The sequence below is a fragment of the Streptomyces sp. NBC_00086 genome, from assembly GCF_026343255.1.
In the GTDB taxonomy this organism is placed as follows: Bacteria; Actinomycetota; Actinomycetes; order Streptomycetales; family Streptomycetaceae; genus Streptomyces.
Window position 1 is genome coordinate 3,084,177 of record NZ_JAPELZ010000001.1, and the last position, 19,245, is coordinate 3,103,421.

Sequence of the window (19,245 nt, forward strand, 5' to 3'; positions counted from 1 at the left end):
CGCATAGAGAGAGGAGAGGGGTACGTGCCGGGGAAAGGACGGCGGCCCCCCGCCCGGTGGGGGCGGAGGGCCGTCGCCGCGGCTATCTCAGGTGGTCCGGCCCGAAGGCCTGCGGCAGCATCGCGGAGAGCGGCAGGACGCCTTCCGGCGTCTCCACCTGGAGCTCCGCGCCGCCGAACTCGAAGAGGAGCTGGCGGCAGCGACCGCAGGGGACGAGGATCTCGCCCTTGCCGTCCACGCACGTGAAGTGCGTGAGGCGGCCCCCGCCGGTGGCCTGGAGGGAGGAGACCAGCCCGCATTCGGCGCACAGGCCGAGCCCGTAGCTGGCGTTCTCGACGTTGCAGCCGACGACGGTGCGGCCGTCGTCGACCAGTGCCGCGACGCCCACCGGGAAGCCCGAGTACGGGGCGTACGCCCGGGACATCGCCTCCCGGGCGGCCTCGCGCAGGGCCTCCCAGTCGGGAGCGGCCGTCACTTGCCCTGGCCCTTGCGGTACGGCATGCCGTCCGCCTTGGGCATCCGCAGGCGCTGCGCGGACAGCGCGAGCACCAGCAGCGTGGTCAGGTACGGGGCGGCGTCCACGAACTGGCTGGGCACCTGGTCCGTGAGCGCGTACCAGAGGAACAGCAGCACGGCGAAGACCGCCGAGATGCCGGCCGGGACGTAGCGCTTCTTGTAGAGCTGCCAGGCGACGACCAGGACGAGCAGGATCGCGATGAGCAGCAGCATCGCGTGGACGTTCTCGGCACCGCCGCGCAGCTTGAGGCTGTCGGTGAAGCCGAACAGGCCGGCGCCCAGCGCCATGCCGCCCGGCATCCAGTTGCCGAAGATCATCGCGGCGAGGCCGATGTAGCCGCGGCCGCCGGTCTGGCCCTCCTGGTAGATCGGGCTGGCCACGATCGACAGGAACGCGCCGCCCAGGCCCGCGAGGGCGCCCGAGACGATCACCGCGATGTACTTGTACTTGTAGACGTTGACGCCGAGCGATTCGGCGGCGATGGGGTTCTCGCCGCAGGAGCGCAGCCGCAGGCCGAAGGTGGTGCGCCACAGCACCCACCAGGTGCCGGGGATCAGCAGCAGTGCGACGACGGTCAGCAGCGACAGGCCGGTGACCAGGCCGCCGATCACGCCCGCGATGTCGGAGACGAAGAACCAGTGCTTGCCCTGGAGGGTGGCCATCCAGTCCGACAACCCCGGCACGGTGATCTCGTAGATCGGTTCGACGCGCGGGGACTGCTTGGAGGAGCCGCCGGGCGCCTCGGCGAACGTGAAGTTCGACAGGTACTGGGTGAAGCCCAGGGCCAGGATGTTGATGGCCACACCGGAGACGATGTGGTTCACGTTGAAGGTGACCGTGATGATCGCGTGCAGCAGGCCGCCGATGGCGCCGCCGATCAGGCCGGCGATGACGCCGGTCCACGGGCCCCACTGGTAGCCGGCCCAGGCACCGAACCAGGTGCCGAGGATCATCATGCCTTCGAGGCCGATGTTGACGACGCCCGCGCGCTCGGCCCACAGGCCGCCGAGTCCGGCGAGGCCGATCGGCACGGCGAGGGAGAGCGCTCCGGAGACCTGGCCGATGGAGGTCAGGTCGTCCGCGCCGCTGATCACGCGGACCAGCGAGATGAGCGCGAGGCCGCCCGCGATGATCAGCATGATCCACGGGAGGGTGAGCTTGGTGCGGCCGCCCTGCTTCTTGGGCGCGGCGCTGGTCGCGGAAACGGTGCTGGTGCTCACGCCGAGACCTCCTTCTCGGTCGTGATGGCGTGGCCTGCGGCCAGCTCCTCGCCGACCTTCTGCTGCTGGCGTCGGATCCCGTAACGGCGGACGAGCTCGTAGGAGACGACGACCGCGATCACGATCAGGCCCTTCATGATCGTGCCGATCTCCTTCGCGTACCCGGCCGTGTCGAGCGAGGCCGAGGCCTTGTCGATGAAGGCCATCAGGAACGCGGCGAAGAAGATGCCGACCGGGTGGTTGCGGCCGAGCAGCGCGATGGTGATGCCGGTGAAGCCGACACCGACCGGGAAGGACAGGCTGTACGTGTGGCTCTCGCCCAGCAGCACCGGCATGCCGGCGAGGCCGGCGACGGCGCCGGAGATGAGCATCGAGGTGATGATCATCTTCTTGGCGTCCACACCGGAGGCCTGCGCGGCGGACTCGCTGGCGCCGGTGGCGCGCAGGTCGAAGCCGAAGCGGGTGCGGCCCAGCACGAACCAGTAGACGATGCCCAGTGCGAAGGCGAGGAAGGTGAAGCCGTAGATCTCCAGGCCGTCACCGAGGGAGATCGCCGGGAACCAGCCCGACTTGGCGATCTCGCCGGTGGTCAGGTCGTTGGAGCCCTTCGGCTGGACGCCGAGGTTCTTCGGCAGGATCAGCCAGGCGATCAGACTGGTGGCGATCGCGTTCAGCATGATCGTGGAGACGACCTCGCTGACTCCGCGCTTGGCCTTCAGGACGCCCGCGATGCCGGCCCAGAAGGCGCCGACCAGCATGGCGACGATGACGATCAGCAGGATGTGGAGCGGGCCGGGCAGCGTGACCGCCGCGCCGACGACCGCCGACACCATCGCCGCGAGCCGGTACTGGCCGTCGACGCCGATGTTGAAGAGGTTCATCCGGAAGCCGATGGCCACGGCCAGAGCCGCCAGGTAGTACGTACCGGCCTGGTTGACGATGAGGACCTGGACGTCCTCGTAGCCCGCGTTCTCCACCATGAGCCGCAGCGGTTCGATCGGGTCCACACCCGTCGCCGCCAGCACGATCATGGTCAGCAGGAAGGCGGTGACCAGCGCGAGCGCGGGCCCGGCGAAGCCGAGGATCAGCCGGTCCTTGTCGAGTTTCTTCATCGGGCCTCGTCCTCCGGGAAGTCGGTACGGGCATCCGTGCCGGCGTCGGAGCGGTTGTCGGTGGCTTCGGTGGCTTCGGTGTCGCCGACCGGGACTTCGAGGTGCCCGGAAGCGGCGCCCGTCATGGCGGTGCCCAGCTTCTGGGGGGTCACGGTCGCGGGGTCGGCCTCGGCGACCAGGCGGCCGCGGTAGATGACCCGCAGGGTGTCGGACAGGCCGATGAGCTCGTCCAGGTCCGCGGAGATCAGCAGGACCGCCAGGCCTTCGCGGCGGGCCTCGCGGATCGCGTCCCAGATCTGCGCCTGCGCGCCGACGTCCACACCGCGGGTGGGGTGGGCGGCGATCAGGAACTTCGGGTTGTGGCTCATCTCGCGGCCGACGATCAGCTTCTGCTGGTTGCCGCCGGAGAGCGAGGCCGCGGTGACCTCGATGCCGGGCGTGCGGACGTCGTACTCGCGCACGATCCGCTCGGTGTCCTTGCGGGCGGCCTTCGGGTCGAGGATGCCGCGCTTGGAGTTGGGGGCTTCGGTGACGTGGCCGAGGATGCGGTTCTCCCAGAGGGAGGACTCCAGCAGCAGGCCGTGCCGGTGGCGGTCCTCGGGGATGTAGCCGATGCCGCCCTCGCGGCGCTTGCGCACCGGGGACTTGGTGATGTCCTTGCCGTCGAGGGTGATGACGCCCGCGTCGGGGGTCAGCATGCCCATGAGGGCCTCGATCAGCTCGGTCTGGCCGTTGCCCTCGACGCCCGCGATGCCGAGGATCTCGCCCTTGTGGATCGTGAAGCTGATCCCGTCGAGCAGCAGGCGTCCGGCGACCGGGGTCTCGCGCAGGTTGGCGTCCGGCAGGCCCGGCGTGCGCGCGGTGTCCTCCGTGACGACGGGCGCGCCGCCCGCGGCGACGGTCAGGGCCTCGACCCGGAGCATCGGGACGGTGGTCACCGTGGACTCGCGGGTCTCCGGCGACGGCAGCTCGGAGCCGACCATCAGCTCGGCGAGCTGCTTGGTCGTGGTGGTGCGCGGGTCGGCGGTGCCGACCGTGGTGCCGCGCCGGATGACGGTGATGTCGTCGGCGACCTTCAGGACCTCGCCCAGCTTGTGCGAGATGAAGATGACGGTCAGGCCCTCGGACTTGAGCTCGCGCAGGTTGTCGAACAGCGCGTCGACCTCCTGCGGCACGAGCACGGCCGTCGGCTCGTCGAGGATGAGGATCTTCGCGCCGCGGTAGAGGACCTTGAGGATCTCCACGCGCTGGCGGTCGGCGACACCGAGGTCCTCGACGAGGGTGTCGGGACGCACGCCGAGGCCGTACGCGTCCGAGATCTCCCTGATCTTCTTACGGGCCTTCGCGCCGATGCCGTAGAGCTTCTCGCCGCCGAGAACCACGTTCTCCAGGACGGTGAGGTTGTCGGCGAGCATGAAGTGCTGGTGCACCATGCCGATGCCGCGGGCGATGGCATCGCCGGGGCTGGTGAAGGAGACCTGCTCCCCGTCGATGGCGATGGTGCCCTCGTCCGGCTTCTGCATGCCGTAGAGGATCTTCATCAGCGTCGACTTGCCGGCGCCGTTCTCGCCGACGAGGGCGTGGACCGTGCCCTTGCGGACGGTGATCGCGATGTCCTTGTTGGCGACGACGCCGGGGAAGCGCTTGGTGATGCCGTGCAGTTCTACGGCGGGGGGCGGGCTGGACGCGTTGATGACGCACTCTCCTTGGCGCGGAAGGAGCTGAAGGCAGGGAGGGGACAGGGCGGGGGGAGAAAGTATCGCGTCCACGATGCTTCTACGCGCGTAGCACTGTCGAAAGTGAAAACTTGCGGCCAACCGGCCACAAGATCACATGAAACCACGTGACACGGGCCGGGGCCCGGGAGCGATGAGACCGCTTCCCGGACCCCGGGTATCACGTGTGCAGCAGGTCGGACCAGGCCTTACGGCGCGGTCTTGACCTCGATCTTCTTGGCGATGATGTCGGCCTTGGCCTTCTCGACCGCGGCGACGACGTCAGTCATCTCCTTGTACTTCGGGTTGGAGTCGGCCAGGCCGACGCCGTCCTTGTCCAGGCCGTAGCGGACCTCGCCGGACTCGGGCTTGCCGTCCTGGACCGACTTGATCAGGTTGTAGACGGAGTCGGCGACATCCTTGGTGACCGAGGTCAGGATGAAGTCCTTGTACTTCGCCAGACCGGCCTGGTTGTACTGGTCCGAGTCGACGCCGATGGACCACTTGCCCTTGGCGGAGGCGGCCTCGATGGCACCCGAACCGGCCAGACCGGCGGCCGAGTAGATCACGTCGGCGCCCTTGTCGAGCTGGCCCTCGGCCGCGGCCTTGCCCAGGTCGGGCTTGGCGAAGCCGTCGAAGTTCGGCGGCTGGGTCAGGTACTGGGTGAGCACCTTGGCGTTCGGGTTGGTGTCCTTGACGCCCTGGGCGAAGCCCGCCTCGAACTTCTTGATCAGCGGAACCTCGACACCGCCGATGAAGCCGACCGTGCCGGTCTTGGACGCCTTGGCGGCGGCGACGCCGGCCAGGTAGGAGCCCTGCTCCTCGTTGAAGACGAGGTTGGCGATGTTCTTCGCGGTCACCGAGGTGTCGTCGATGATGCCGAACGTGGTGTCCGGGAACTTCTCGGCGACCTTCTTGATGGCCGGCGCGTAGGCGAAGCCGACGCCGATGACCGGGTTGTTGCCCTTGCGGGCCAGCTCGGTGAGGCGCTGGACCTTGTCGGCCTCGCCCTCTCCATCGGTGGGCTCCGCCTCGGCGCCCTTGATCTTGAGGTCCTTCTCGGCCTTCGAGAGGCCCGCGTAGGCGGCGTCGTTGAACGACTGGTCGCCGCGGCCACCGATGTCGTACGCGATGGCGGCGGACTTCTCCGGGGAGGAGGACGAGGAAGACGAGTCCGAGGACTTCTTACCGCCACAGGCGGTGGCCGAGAGGGCCAGCGCCGCGGACGCGATGCCCACGGTGGCGATCCTGGTGATCCGGCGCAAGGGGAGGCTCCTTCAAAACCTGACCGAAGCGCCACGACCGGCGCTGGTTTCGCCGCGATCGTAACGCGCGTAGATGTCAGTTAAAGGCCCGTTCATGAGTCGTTACCGGATCGTCGTGAACCAGACAGTGACCGATCAGTAACTGCCGACGCGTCCGACCCATGTGTACCAAGGGCTGGACGCGTCCGCCGGATCAACCGCCGATTGTGTAAGAACTTCCGCCCCAGTCGGCTACACGGACCCCGCGAGCCTGGCGCGTCGCCCTTCGAGCCCCTCGAGGGACGCGCCGTCGAGCAGCGCCGCGGCCGTGAAGAACTCCACGCCGACCCCGATCGCGGCCTCGTCCACGTCGAAGTCGCCCCGGTGCAGATCCCGCTTCGCCGTGTCCCCCGGCGCGCGGACGCCCAGGCGCGCCATGGCTCCGGGGACGTGCTCCAGGTACCAGGAGAAGTCCTCGCCGCCCAGGCTCTGCTCGGTGTCCTCGACCGAGTCGGCCCCGCGCCGGGCGCTCATCGCCTCGCGCAGCAGGTCGGTGACCACCGGGTCGTTGACGACCGGGGGCACTCCGCGCACGTAGGTGATCTCCGACTTGGCCCGGTGCATCGAGGCGATCTCGTCGATGACCGCGTGGATCTGGTCGGGGGCCTCGTGCCAGGAGGCCAGGTCCAGGCAGCGAACGGTTCCGGACAGTTCCGCGTGCATCGGGATGACGTTGCAGGCGTGCCCGGCCTCGATCCGGCCCCAGGTGACGGACATGCCCGAGCGGGCGTCCATCCGCTTGGCCAGCACGGCCGGCAGGTCGAGGGCGAGCCGGGCGGCGGCCGTCACCAGGTCGGTGGTCAGGTGCGGACGGGCGGTGTGCCCGCCGGGACCGTCGAGGGTGACCTCCAGCCGGTCGCAGGCCGAGGTGATGGCCCCGGCGCGCAGGCCGATCCGGCCGGCGTCGACGCGGGGGTCGCAGTGCACCGCGATGATCTTGCCAACGCCGTCCAGCACCCCGGAGTCGATGGCCTCGGTGGCGCCGCCGGGCAGCACCTCCTCGGCGGGCTGGAAGAGCAGCCGTACCGGACGGGGCAGCTCGCCGCGGCGGTCGAGCTCGGCCAGGACGAGGCCGGCGCCGAGCACCACGGCGGTGTGCACGTCGTGGCCGCAGGCGTGGGCGCGGTCCGGGACGGTCGAGCGGTACGAGACGTGCGTCTTGGCATCCGGGATGGGCAGGGCGTCGATGTCCGCGCGCAGGGCCAGCATCGGCCGTACGCCGTCCCACGTGCCCACGTCACAGATGAGCCCGGTGCCCGACTTCAGCACGCGCGGGCGCAGGCCCGCCTTCTCCAGCCGGGCCTTGATCGCCGCCGTGGTGCGGAACTCCTGGTGTCCTAGCTCGGGATGCATGTGCAAGTCCCGGCGGAAGGCGATCAGTTCGGCACGCAGGTGGTCCGGAAGCTTGCCGGGCAGCTCGGGCCGGTCGGGCTTGCCGGGCAGGGCGGTCTGGGACTCGCGGGACATCAACTGGTTCACCCGTTTAAGGGTAGGCCCACCCATGGGTCAACTGGCTGGAGATCACAAAAAGTTCATGCCGTTAGGGGAAAGAAACCCGGCCTCTGGACGCATGACCGGATGGAGGCGCGGGTAAACTCGCGCGCTCACTCATCCGCTCATCCGGCCGCCTGAGCCGTCTGAGCAGGAAGTCTGTGCACATCACGGGCGGTGTCGGTGACCCCGGCGAGGAAACCGCGGGCCCGTTGCGAGGCCGACTCGGTCAGCCAGCTCGGATCCACATCGCATACGGCCACCGTCACACCGGTGCCGATCAGCGCGTAGGGCAGGGTGTGGACCACCGTGGAAGGAAAGCTGACGATCGTACGGCCGACCGGGCCCCGCCTGGCGATCAGCTCCAGCGGCAGGTCGGGACGTACGATCTCCAGCCCGGTCGCCTCGCTCAGGTTGCGCAGCTTCTCCGGGGATTCCCGGCGGTGGGCGAAGTAGCGGGTGGCCCCGTGTTCCAGGGTCAGGGCGCGCACCGCCTCCAGGTACCGGTCCGGGTCGACCACGCCGGTCTCCACCAGCGAGGTCCCGACCAGGTCGGTGCCCTTGGTCAGGCGGGGCGGGCCGAAGCGGGCCCGGGTCCACGCGAAGTCGTTGAGCCGTACGGTCATCCCGCCGTGCGCGGTGACCGGCATCGAGGTGAACACCTCGACGCGGCGGGGGCCGTCCGCACCCGGGGTGAACCGGCGCCGGGCCTTCGCCGAGACCGGCGCGTACGCCAGCTCGCGCAGCCGGCCCGGGAGCCCGCCGCCGCCGACCCGGTGCCAGCGCACGAGGCGCTCGCCGCGGGCCGTCTGGGCGATGAACTCCATGGTCGCGGTGCCGTCGTCGACCACGACGAGCTCCTCGGCCCGGACGAGGGTGAGCAGGAGCTGTACGTAGCGGGAGAACGGGTCCCCCAGCACCACCCGCTCGGCCGCCCGCACCTCCCGCGCGAGCGCGGCGAAGGCCTTGAACGGCGCCAGCCGTCCGCCGCGCGCCTCCTGCCACCGCACCTCGTGCCCCTCGTCCCGGGCCAGCCCCGCCATCCGGCGGAGCTGGCCCCGGGACATGGGGTCGGTGGGCGGGAGCACCACGATCCGCAGCCCCGGGACTTCCCCGGCCGGTCCGGGCCCGGTCCCGCCGCCGCGGGCCGGCTGGCGCGGGACGACTCCGAGGAGCCGTCCGGCGCCTCTGGCGTGCGCCCACTCCAGGACGTTGAGGAGCTGGACCGGGCTTTCGACGAAGGCCAGGGTCGGGGCGGGGGCTGAGGGGGTCACCGTGTACTCCTCGTCAGAGGGTGGATGGGAACGGTGCGGCCGGCGGACCGCCGGACGGGGTCCGGCGCTGCGCGCCGAAGCCCGGGAGGCCCGCCAGGGCCGAACGGTGCGAGGGGTACGGGAAGGCTCAGACCGCGGCGAGGTCCCCCTGGACGCGGCGGAGCTTCTTCATCGGGCCGAGCTCGGAGGCGTAGACCTGCTTGATGCCGTCGCCCAGCGCGGTCTCGATGGTGCGGATGTCGCGGACCAGGCGGGTCAGGCCGCCGGGCTCGACGGAGGCGGCCTGGTCGGAGCCCCACATCGCGCGGTCGAGGGTGATGTGGCGCTCGACGAAGGCGGCGCCGAGGGCGACGGCGGCCAGGGTGGTCTGCAGGCCCGTCTCGTGGCCGGAGTAGCCGATCGGGACGTTCGGGTACTCCTCCCGGAGGGTGTTGATGACCCGCAGGTTGAGCTCCTCGGCCTTGGCCGGGTACGTCGAAGTGGCGTGGCAGAGCAGGATGTTGTCGCTGCCGAGCACCTCCACCGCGTGCCGGATCTGCTTCGGGGTGGACATGCCGGTGGAGAGGACGACGGTGCGGCCGGTGGCGCGCAGGGCGCGCAGCAGCTCGTCGTCGGTGAGCGAGGCGGAGGCGACCTTGTGGGCGGGGACGTCGAACTTCTCCAGGAAGGCGACGGCCTCGGTGTCCCACGGGGAGGCGAACCAGTCGATGCCGCGCTTGGCGCAGTGCTCGTCGATGGCGCGGTACTCGCTCTCGCCGAACTCCACGCGGTGGCGGTAGTCGATGTAGGTCATCCGGCCCCAGGGGGTGTCGCGCTCGATGTCCCACTGGTCGCGGGGGGTGCAGATCTCGGGGGTGCGCTTCTGGAACTTCACGGCGTCGCAGCCGGCTTCGGCGGCGGCGTCGATGAGGGCGAGGGCGTTGCCGAGGTCGCCGTTGTGGTTGATGCCGATCTCGCCGACGACGTAGACGGGCCGGCCGGGGCCGGCGGTGCGGGAGCCGAAGGTCCGGAGGCGGGAGGCGGAGGTGACCGTCATGGCAGGGCTGTCCTTCGGGGTGCGGGGTGTACGAGGAGGTGTGGGTACTGGGGTGTGGATCGGGGTGTGGACCGAGGTGGAGAGGGGAGCGGCGGCCGGGGTGGCCGCGGGGGTGAGTACGGGTACGAGGGCGCGGGCGCGGGCCAGGTCGTGGGGATCGTCGATCTCCAGCACCCGTGCGGGGTCGGTGGCGACCGGGACGGTCCGCCCGAAGAAGCGGTGGCGGGCGGTCCGGAAGCCGGCGGCGTCCATGGCGTAGGCGGCGCCGGTCTCCAGGAGGTCCTGGGGGCAGTCCTGGCGGCGGGGGCGGTACGAGGTGTCGTGGTTGACCCCGGTGCCGGAGCCGTCGGGGGCCGCCCGCCAGAGGAAGCCGTGGAAGGGGGCCGCGGTGAGCGCGGAGTCGGCGGCGCCGGACGCGACGGCGGCGGCGACGGACTCCACGTCGGAGGCGGTGACGAAGGGGCTGGTGCACTGGACGAGCAGGACCACGTCGACCGTGACGGAGTGCAGCTCCTCGAAGGAGTCGAGCGCGTGCAGCACGGCGGCCTCGCTGGTGGCGGTGTCCCCGGAGATCCCGGCGGGCCGCCGCAGCACCACGGCCCCGGCTCCGCGGGCGGCGTCGCCGATGGCCTCGGAGTCGGTGGACACCAGGACGTCGGTGACGGTCGCGGCCCCCAGGCAGGCCCGGACGGCGCGGACCACGAGCGGCATCCCGCCGACGTCGGCCAGGTTCTTCCCGGGCACTCCCTTGGACCCTCCGCGTGCGGGGATCACGGCGAGCACTCTGGGCACGGCGCGGGCCTCTCGGAGGGATCCCGCGGTGGCGGGGGCGGGAACGGCGGCGGTAGCGGGGACGGCGGCGGTGTCGACGGCGGCAGCGGTGGCGGTGCCGGCAGCGGCAGCGGCCGTACGGGCTCCGGCCGGGCGGGGGCTCACAGCTCCCCCAGGCGGCGGATCACCGGAGCGACGCGCTGGACGCCGTGGCGGTAGGCGCCGCGGGCGGCTTCGCGCAGGTGGGCCCGGAGCCGGCGGCGCAGCCGGGATCCTCCGGCGTCCTTCCGGGGCGCACCGGGCAACGGGTGCCCGTCGGGGCCGAGATGGTGTCTGGCCAGGATCCCGGGCAGGTATCCCGGTGCGGTGTCCTGCGTGTAGTAGGGCGTCACGGCCGGGAGCGGGCCGCCGCCCAGCAGCTCCGTGAGGCGTGCCCGCGCGGCGGTGTGGGGATCGCGCGCCTCGGCCGGTCGGGCCGCTCCGGCCGCCGGGATGCCCACGCCCTGGGCCGCCAGCCAGTCCGGATCCGCCTTCGGGAGCAGGCCGGCGTCGAGCTGGGTCCAGGAGGCCATGCAGCCGGAGCCCAGGAAGTGGTGGTTGCCGAGGGTCTCGCGGACGCCGAGGTCGGTCAGGACGGCCGTCGGGATTCCCCGGTGGAGGGATTCCAGGGCCGCCGTGGAGGAGACGGTGACCAGCAGGTCCGTGGTGTCCAGGACCTCGCCCATGTTCCCGTAGACCAGACGGCAGTTGGAGGGGAGTCCGCCGGGGAGCTGCTCCGCGAGGCGCTGGTACGGGAGCTCCTCCAGGTGCGTGGTGTGCTCCCCCGGCCGGCTGCGCAGTTTGATCAGCACCTCGCGCCCGGGGTGCAGCCGGGCGTGTTCCGCGGCGCGGCGCAGCAGGTAGGCGCGGTCCGCGCGGGTGGCGGGCACGGACGGCTGGACCGCGAAGACCACCCGGTGGGCCGTGGCGGGAGCCTCGACGGGGTCGTACGGCTTCCCGTCGGTCGAGCCGAGGAAGGGCAGGGCGGTCTCCACGACGGCTCCGGCGTCCGCGCCGACCCCCTCGTAGACCGCGCGGAACCGTCCGGCGTCGTGGGGGGAGTTGGCGAGGACCAGGTCGGCCCCGTGGCGCAGCAGCAGGCCGTCGGCGAGCTTCTCGTAGACGACCCCGACGTACCCGGTGACGAACACCGGCCGCGCGGCCGGCTCGGGCCACAGGGCCCGGGCTCCGTGCAGGACCGCCTGGACGGCGCCGCCGACCAGGGCGAGGAGGACGATGTCGTACGGGGCGCGGGACTCCCGCTCCGGCGCGCGGAGTTCGGCGAGGAACTGCGCGCAGGTGACCTCGGTGAGCCGGTCCGCCGTGACCCCGACCTCGCCGAGCTGGCGCGTGGTGGGCGTGGCCCGGCCGCGGAGCAGGTATCCGGTCAGGTGGACGGAGTCCGGCTCCGGGGCGAGACGGCGCGCGGTGAGCGCTCCCCATTTCCATCGCGTGTCCGAATCCGCGAGGACGGCGATGCGAAGGGAGGTTCGAGGGGAGGTACGCGAAGCTGATCGATTGCTGACTGGCACGTGGCAGAAGCTATTCCGCAAATTCGCTGATCGGCCCAACGGTTGCACAACAGCCGGTTAACAGCCCGTCTACGAAATGCGAATCCGCGCTGGTTAACTCGCCCGCCCCGCTTCGTTCACATGGAATACGCACTCGGGCCATGGTGAATGCCGGACAACGCCTTAACGTCTCGCAGGTGCTCAAGCTCTCTGTTGTCGTGCCGTTCTACAACGTGCAGACATATGCGCCGGATGCCCTGAAAAGTCTCGAACTCAACGCTCGGGACGACTTCGAGTTCCTGCTCGTCGACGACCGCTCGACGGACGGGACTCCCGACCTGCTGGAACGGGCGGCGCGGGACCTGCCCGGCGCGGTGGTCCTGCGCCACGAGCAAAACGGCGGCCTGGCCACCGCGCGCAATACCGGTCTGGACGCGGCCCGGGGCGAGTACATCGCCTTCATGGACGGCGACGACTGGCTGGCACCCGGCCATCTGGCGCGGATGGTGGCCGCCATCGAGGCCCTGAGCTGCGATTTCGTCCGCAACGACCATGTCAAGGTCACGGGCAGGGCCCGCTCCGTGCAGCGCGTCCCCTTCGGTGCGCACGGGGTCGTCCGCGATCCGCGCTCCGGAATCCTGCCCGCCGACCGGGGCACCTCGGTGGACTACCCGTACGCCTGGGCCGGCATGTACCACCGGCGGCTGCTGGACCGCGGGCTGCTGCACTTCACCGACGGGCTGCGGACCGCGGAGGACCGGCCCTGGATCTGGCGGCTGCACCGCGAGGCGGAATCCTTCGCGGCGGTCGGTTTGCCCGGAATCTTCTACCGCCGCGGGGTTTCCACCTCATTGACGCAGATCGGCGACGAGCGCCAACTCGATTTCATGCGCGCTTTTGACCAGGTGCTTCTAGAAACAGCGGCGGACCGGGAATCCGATCTCCTGCTCCCGAAAGCCGTCCGAACATATTGTGCAATCATCGCGCACCACAACGGGTCCCTTGAAAGGTTCGAACCGGCCGTGGCCAAGAAACTCCGTTCCCTGAGCGCGGCCGCGCTCGGGCGCATGCCGCAGGATGTACTGGACCAGGCCCTTTCCTCGATGGACGCCGACCGCTCCGCCCTGCTGCGCAGGCTTCGCCGCCGCACCCCGTCGGGAGCGGCAGCGTGAGTCTCACCCAGATCTTCGTCGCCTCCACCCTCTACGGGACGGCCACGCTCGCCGCGGCCGTCGACGCCGGCAGCTTCCCGCCGGCCGGCCGCCGGATCCTGCTGACCAGCAATCACTCCCTCGCCGCCGAGATCAACCCCCGGCTCGCCGACCTGCCCGGCTTCGCCACGCTGGGCACCCGCTTCGACGAGGTGCTCGACTGGAACACCGTCATCGAGCCGCAGCACCCCAACGCGTGGTCGCCGCGCGCCGACGACGTACCCCTGTGGGAGCGGTACCTGCGGACCCTGTGGGGTCTCGGCGAGGACCGGGTCGAGCTGATCGTGGAGTCCCTCCAGGTGCCGCCCGCGCAAGCCCTGTGCCAGCTCTTCCCGGGCGCCGCCGTCGACGTCTACGCCGACGGACTGATGAGCTACGGGCCCACGCGCGTCCGGCTCGACCCGCAGATCGGGATGCGGGTGCGGCGGGTGCTGCACCTGGACCTCGTACCGGGTCTGGAGCCGCTGCTCCTCACGGAGTTCGGGGTGCCGGCGGAGCTGGTGGCGACCGACGCGTTCCTCAAGGTGCTGGCCGAACTGGCGGCGTCGGCCCATGACGGCGGGCAGCTCCCCGGAGCCCGGGCCGCGGGCGCGGCGGAGGCCGAGGCAGAGGCCGAGGCCCCGGCGCTGCTCCTGGGCCAGTACCTCTCGGCGCTCGACCTCATCTCCGCGCAGCAGGAGGAGGACCTGCACGCCGAGATGGTGCGCGGCGCGTACGCCCTGGGCCACCGGGAGCTGATCTTCAAACCGCACCCCAGCGCCCCGGCCGTCTACTCCCGCCGCGCGGAGGCGGAGGCCGAGCGGCTCGGCGCCCGCCTGACCGTCATGGACACGCCCGTGCTGGCCGAGATCCTGTACCAGCAGCTGCGCCCGGCGCTGGTCGTCGGCTGCTTCTCCACCGGGCTGCTGACGGCGGCCACGCTGTTCGGGCTGCCCGTCGCGCGGACCGGGACGGGGACCGTACTGGCCCGCCTCACCCCGTACCAGAACAGCAACCGGGTCCCCCTGACGGTCGTGGACGCGCTGCTGCCCGACCTGGCGGACACCGTGGCCGTGCGCGGGTGGACCGCCCCCGGGCCCGACGAGGTCCGCTCCCGGCTGGCCGGCCTGCTGGCCGCGGTCGGCTTCGTGATGCAGCCGCGGATCCTCGCGGGGCACCGCGCGGCGGCCGAGGAGTACCTGAACCGGCACCTGGACGCCCGTACCTGGCGCTACTTCACCCGGCGCCGCCTGGCGAGCCAGGGCCTGCCGGGCGGCATCCCCGCCCAGCTGGCGTTCCTGACCCGCAGCCCGGCCCTGCGCGGCGCCGTGCGCCGGGCCCGCCGGGTCCGCCGTCTGCGGGGCAAGCGATGACGGCCACCGCGGTACCGGCCGCGCGCACCGGTGCGAAGCCCGGGCCGAAGCCGGGCTCCGACCGCCTCAGGGCCCTGGACGGGCTGCGGCTCCTGGCCGCCCTCATGGTCTGCGGGTACCACTACGGCGGCCGCGGCGGGGAGGTGGCCGCGTCCTGGGGCGCCTCGCCGAACAAGCTGTTCCCCAGCGCCTCGACCTGGCTGGCGTACGGCCCGCTCGGCGTGCAGATCTTCTTCGTCATCAGCGGCTTCGTGATCTGCATGAGCGCCCAGGGGCGCACGGTCCGCGAGTTCGCCGCCTCCCGCGCGGCCCGCCTCTACCCGGCGTACTGGGCGGCGCTCGTGCTGGTCACGGTGGCGGTCGAACGGGTCTCGCCGTCGGACCTCCTGCTCAACCTGACCATGCTCCAGCAGCCCCTGGGCGCCGACCGGGTGCTCGGCGTCTGCTGGACGCTCTGGGCCGAGCTGCGCTTCTACGTCCTCTTCGCGCTCTGTGTGATCCTGCCGGGCGGAGGCCGCCGGCGGACGCTGCTCTTCTGCGGCGCCTGGACGATCGCGGCGGTCCTCGCGGACGCCGCCGACCCCACCGGCAAGGGGTTCCTCAGCCAGGCCCTGATGCCGCAGTACGCGCCCTTCTTCATCGGCGGCATCGGCCTGTACCTGGTGCACCGCGACCACCGTGACACGTTCGCCTGGGCCGTGGCCCTGACCGGCTGGCTGATCGGGCAGCACTACGCGGTGGCGGGGTTGTGGCACGCGCCGAACCCGAAGTTCTTCTCGTACCGCAGCTCGGTGGTGATCATCGCGATCGTGACGGCCGGCTTCGCGGCGGTCGCCCTGGTCGCGCTCGGCAAGCTCGGCTGGGCCCGCTGGAAGTGGCTGACGGTGGCCGGGGCGCTGACGTACCCGTTCTACCTGATCCACGAGCATCTGGGCTGGGTGGTCATCAAGGCCCTGCACCGGACGGCCGGCATCCCGGCCCCGGCCACCTTCGCGCTGACGGTGGTGCTGATGCTGGGCCTGGCCTGGGCGATCCACCGCCTGGTGGAACGCCCCTTCGGCCCGAAGCTGCGCAGGGCCCTCAGCTGACGGCGAGCTTCGCGGCGAAGCCCAGGAAGAGCACGCCCGCCGCCGAGCTGGCCCCGGCGGCGAGCCGCTTGCGGCGCCGGAAGGTGGCCGCCAGGCGGTTCCCGCCGAAGATCAGCGTGGTCAGGTAGAGGAAGCTGGCGATCTGCATCAGGCCGCCCAGCAGCAGGAAGGACAGCGCCGGGTAGGCGTAGGCGGAGTCCACGAACTGCACGAAGAAGGACATCAGGAAGAGGATGGCCTTCGGGTTGAACACGCTGATCAGCAGGGCCCGCCGGTAGGGCCGCTCCGTGTCGCCGGCCGGCACCTCGGCGGCCGCCGCGGCCGCCGGGACGCCCTCGCCGAGCCCGTCGGCAGCGGCGCGCTCGCGGCGGGCGCGCCACATGGTCCACGCGCCCCGCAGCATGCCGATGGCGAGCCAGGTCAGGTATCCGGCGCCGAGCAGTTTGACGACCCCGAACACGATCGGGCTGGTCTGCAGCAGCGCCCCGGCGCCGACCGCGGCCAGGGTCATCAGCAGGGCGTCCCCGGTGAAGACGCCGGCGGCGGCCCGGTACCCCCGGCGGACCCCGCCGCGCGCGGCGACGGAGAGCACGTAGAGCGAGTTCGGGCCCGGCAGCAAAATGATCAGCACCAGGCCGGCGAGATACGTCGGAAGATCTGTGACACCCAGCATGTGCAGGAGTGTCCCATGAGGACACACCTGTCGCGCCACTGCGCGCCTTGATCAGCCTGCACGGATCGGGACCAAACCGGAATCAGCCAAGGTCACCAGCCTGAATCAGCCGCCACGTACGTCCCCCACACCTCCCGCAGCGCCCCGCACACCTCCCCCACGGTGGCCCTGGCCCGCAGCGCCTCCCGCATCGGATGGAGCACGTTCTCCGTGCCCTGCGCCGCCTCCCGCAGCGCCGCCAGCGCCTCCTCCACGGCGGCTCCGTCCCGCCCCGCCCGCAGCGCGGCCAGGGACGCCCGCTGCCGGTCCTCGATCGCCGGATCCACCCGCAGCGGCTCGTACGGCTCCTCCTCGTCCAGCGCGAAGCGGTTGACCCCGACCACCACGCGCTCGCCGCTCTCGGTCTCCCGGGCGATCCGGTACGCGTTCCGCTCGATCTCCGCCTTCTGGAAGCCCGCCTCGATCGCGGCCACCGCCCCGCCCATCGCCTCGACCCGCGCCATCAGGCCCAGCGCCGCCGCCTCCACCTCATCCGTCATCCGCTCCACCGCGTAGGACCCGGCGAAGGGGTCGACGGTGTGCGGCACGTCGGTCTCGTACGCCAGTACCTGCTGGGTCCGCAGCGCGAGGCGGGCCGACTTCTCGGTGGGCAGGGCGATCGCCTCGTCGAAGGAGTTGGTGTGCAGCGACTGGGTGCCGCCCAGCACGGCCGCCAGCCCCTGCACGGCGACGCGCACCAGGTTCAGCTCCGGCTGCTGCGCCGTCAGCTGCACCCCGGCGGTCTGGGTGTGGAAGCGCAGCATCAGCGACCTGGGGTCCCGGGCCCCGAACTCCTCGCGCATGACGCGGGCCCAGATCCGCCGGGCCGCGCGGAACTTCGCGACCTCCTCCAGGAGGGTGGTGCGGGCGACGAAGAAGAACGACAGCCGGGGCGCGAAGGCGTCGACCTCCATCCCGGCGGCCAGCGCGGTCCGTACGTAAGCGATCGCGTCGGCCAGCGTGAAGGCGATCTCCTGCGCGGGCGAGGCCCCGGCCTCGGCCATGTGGTAGCCGGAGATGGAGATGGTGTTCCACTGGGGCAGCTCGGCCCGGCAGTAGCGGAATACGTCGGCCGTCAACCTGAGGGAGGGTCCGGGCGGGAAGATGTAGGTCCCCCGTGCGATGTACTCCTTCAGCACGTCGTTCTGGACCGTGCCGGTCAGCAGAGCGGCCTCGATGCCCTGCTCCTCGGCCACCAGTTGGTAGAGCAGGAGCAGCGGCGCGGCCGGTGCGTTGATCGTCATCGAGGTGGACACCCGGTCGAGCGGGATCCCGTCGAACAGCACGCGCATGTCCTCGACCGAGTCGATCGCGACGCCCACCTTGCCGACCTCGCCGTGCGCGAGCGGGGCGTCGGAGTCGTGCCCCATCTGGGTGGGCAGGTCGAAGGCCACGGACAGCCCGGCCGCGCCGCCCGCGATGAGCTGCCGGAAGCGGGCGTTGGTCTCCGCGGCCGTACCGAAGCCGGCGTACTGGCGCATGGTCCAGGGCCGTCCGGTGTACATCGTCGGGTGGACGCCCCGGGTGTACGGGTACTCCCCCGGCTCCCCCAGCTCGGTCCCGGGGTCCCAGCCGGCGAGGTCGTCGGGGCGGTAGACGGGCGCGATCGGGATCCCGCTCTCGGTGTGCCGCTCCATGTGACGCGCTCCTTCGTGGATCCGAGGGGCTCGGGGCTGATAAAACGTCCCCGCGGCGGCCGCGCGGCGGCCTCTGGTCACAATGGCGCAACATCGCGGCCGTCCCCGCAACTGTCCACGCCCACGTGGCATCACCTAGATACACACGTAGAAATCGGGGGACCGCAATGCACCGCAAGAAAGCAATAGTTCGCGCACTTGGCCTGGCCACCGCCGTCGCGCTTGCCGCGACCGCCTGCGGGCCGCAGGAGCCGGGGGCCGCGGGCTCCGGTTCTTCCGCGCCCGCATCGCCCACGGCGGTCGCCTCTCCCGACGCCTCGCCGTCCACGGACGGGAAGCCCGGCGACGCCTCGCCGTCGGCGTCCCCGTCCGCGTCCGCGTCGCCGTCGCCTTCGGTTTCCGCCTCGCCCTCGCCGACCGTGAAGCAGGTCATGGCGAACGGCGACGACAGCGAGCTGGTCCGCGAACTGCAGGCCCGGCTGCGCCAGCTCAAGCTGATGACGGTGGCTCCGACCGGTTTCTACGGTTCCAAGACGACCGCGGCGGTCAAGTCCTTCCAGTCGAAGAACGGCCTGCCCGCCACCGGCGGCGTGGACGAGCCCACCTGGAAGAAGATCCAGAACGCCACCAAGAAGCCGACCGCTGCCGAGCTGCGCCCGCCGACCGTCAACGAGCCGGACGCACCCGACGCGCGCTGCATGACGGGCCGGGTCATGTGCATCAGCAAGGAGAGCCGCACCCTCGCCTGGATGATCGACGGGAAGGTCGTCTCCACGCTGGACGTGCGCTTCGGCTCGGAGAAGACCCCGACCCGCGAGGGCGAGTTCAAGGTGGAGTGGAAGGCCAAGGACTGGACGTCGACGATCTACCACACGCCGATGCCGTACTCGATGTTCTTCAACGGGGGCCAGGCCGTGCACTACTCGGCCGACTTCGCCGCCCGCGGCTACGCCGGCGCCTCGCACGGCTGCGTGAACGTCCGGGACAAGGCCAGGCTGGCGACGCTGTTCGACGCGGTGAAGGTCGGCGACAAGGTCGTCGTCTACTGGTGACCCGCCGGCGGCCGGCAGTGGGGACGTCCGGGCCGGGCGTCCACGGTCGCAAGTTGAGGGCGCGGGCGGGATCGGGGGAACGAATCCCGCCCGCGCCGGTTGCGCAGAGCCCAGGGGTACGGGGGGAACCCCGGCTCATGCGCGGCCGATGACCAGTCGGCTCATTACGTACTGCGTCACCGGTTCGAAAAGTGTTACAGCGG

General features: G+C 71.3%; 15 protein-coding genes and 1 pseudogene. 4 read left to right on the top strand and 12 right to left on the bottom strand.

The window, feature by feature from the left end:
- Positions 1-82: 82 nt before the first annotated feature.
- From OG276_RS13555 to OG276_RS13600, 10 genes and pseudogenes are all read right to left on the bottom strand, one after another.
- A complete protein-coding gene (locus tag OG276_RS13555; protein WP_243333749.1) occupies positions 83-475 on the bottom strand; it encodes a cytidine deaminase in 393 nt (130 codons plus the stop codon).
- A complete protein-coding gene (locus OG276_RS13560) occupies positions 472-1,737 on the bottom strand; it encodes an ABC transporter permease (protein ID WP_266905241.1) in 1,266 nt (421 codons plus the stop codon). The genes OG276_RS13555 and OG276_RS13560 overlap by 4 nt, the downstream gene beginning before the upstream one ends.
- Positions 1,734-2,849, bottom strand: a complete 1,116-nt coding sequence (locus tag OG276_RS13565) for an ABC transporter permease (protein WP_266905243.1) — start codon at positions 2,847-2,849, stop codon at positions 1,734-1,736. The genes OG276_RS13560 and OG276_RS13565 overlap by 4 nt, the downstream gene beginning before the upstream one ends.
- Positions 2,846-4,510 (bottom strand): ABC transporter ATP-binding protein, encoded by a 1,665-nt coding sequence (locus tag OG276_RS13570; RefSeq protein WP_266912784.1) that lies wholly within the window; start codon positions 4,508-4,510, stop codon positions 2,846-2,848. Before OG276_RS13570 ends, OG276_RS13565 begins: the two co-directional genes overlap by 4 nt.
- A 263-nt stretch (positions 4,511-4,773) precedes the next feature.
- Positions 4,774-5,829, bottom strand: coding sequence for a BMP family protein (locus tag OG276_RS13575; RefSeq protein ID WP_266905245.1), 1,056 nt, complete (start codon positions 5,827-5,829; stop codon positions 4,774-4,776).
- Between the two features lie 231 nt (positions 5,830-6,060).
- Positions 6,061-7,335 carry an amidohydrolase gene (locus OG276_RS13580; RefSeq protein ID WP_266912786.1) on the bottom strand — a complete coding sequence of 425 codons (1,275 nt, stop codon included), beginning with the start codon at positions 7,333-7,335 and terminating at the stop codon, positions 6,061-6,063.
- Between the two features lie 149 nt (positions 7,336-7,484).
- A complete protein-coding gene (locus OG276_RS13585; RefSeq protein WP_266905247.1) occupies positions 7,485-8,633 on the bottom strand; it encodes a hypothetical protein in 1,149 nt (382 codons plus the stop codon).
- A gap of 127 nt (positions 8,634-8,760) precedes the next feature.
- Positions 8,761-9,669, bottom strand: coding sequence for an N-acetylneuraminate synthase family protein (locus OG276_RS13590; protein WP_266912788.1), 909 nt, complete (start codon positions 9,667-9,669; stop codon positions 8,761-8,763).
- 420 nt (positions 9,670-10,089) lie between these two features.
- Positions 10,090-10,605, bottom strand: a pseudogene (locus OG276_RS13595) (hypothetical protein); the annotation flags it as partial.
- Entirely contained in the window at positions 10,602-12,011 is a 1,410-nt protein-coding gene (locus tag OG276_RS13600; RefSeq protein ID WP_266905249.1) for a DUF6716 putative glycosyltransferase, read from the bottom strand. The pseudogene OG276_RS13595 and the gene OG276_RS13600, both read right to left, overlap by 4 nt.
- 176 nt (positions 12,012-12,187) lie before the next feature.
- Between OG276_RS13600 and OG276_RS13605 the strand changes: the two genes are divergently transcribed.
- The 3 genes from OG276_RS13605 to OG276_RS13615 are packed head-to-tail and all read left to right on the top strand — an operon-like array spanning position 12,188 to position 15,641.
- Positions 12,188-13,162: a glycosyltransferase family 2 protein gene (locus OG276_RS13605; protein WP_266905250.1), complete on the top strand. Its 975-nt coding sequence runs from the start codon at positions 12,188-12,190 to the stop codon at positions 13,160-13,162.
- The gene (locus tag OG276_RS13610; protein WP_266905252.1) at positions 13,159-14,553 is read left to right on the top strand and encodes a polysialyltransferase family glycosyltransferase; all 1,395 of its coding nucleotides are present in this window, start codon (positions 13,159-13,161) and stop codon (positions 14,551-14,553) included. The genes OG276_RS13605 and OG276_RS13610 overlap by 4 nt, the downstream gene beginning before the upstream one ends.
- Positions 14,550-15,641, top strand: coding sequence for an acyltransferase (locus tag OG276_RS13615; RefSeq protein ID WP_266905254.1), 1,092 nt, complete (start codon positions 14,550-14,552; stop codon positions 15,639-15,641). The genes OG276_RS13610 and OG276_RS13615 overlap by 4 nt, the downstream gene beginning before the upstream one ends.
- Here the strand turns inward: OG276_RS13615 and leuE are convergent.
- Both leuE and OG276_RS13625 read right to left on the bottom strand, forming a co-directional pair.
- Complete coding sequence (leuE, locus tag OG276_RS13620) at positions 15,634-16,314, bottom strand: leucine efflux protein LeuE (protein ID WP_266905256.1); 681 nt, start codon at positions 16,312-16,314, stop codon at positions 15,634-15,636. The two genes, OG276_RS13615 and leuE, sit on opposite strands and share 8 nt — an antisense overlap.
- Positions 16,315-16,406: 92 nt before the next feature.
- Positions 16,407-17,990 carry a methylmalonyl-CoA mutase gene (locus OG276_RS13625; protein ID WP_266905258.1) on the bottom strand — a complete coding sequence of 528 codons (1,584 nt, stop codon included), beginning with the start codon at positions 17,988-17,990 and terminating at the stop codon, positions 16,407-16,409.
- A gap of 167 nt (positions 17,991-18,157) precedes the next feature.
- Here OG276_RS13625 and OG276_RS13630 point away from each other — a divergent pair, with 167 nt between their 5' ends.
- On the top strand, positions 18,158-19,042 hold the full coding sequence (locus OG276_RS13630) for a L,D-transpeptidase family protein (protein ID WP_266905260.1): 885 nt from the start codon (positions 18,158-18,160) through the stop codon (positions 19,040-19,042).
- Positions 19,043-19,245: the final 203 nt, after the last annotated feature.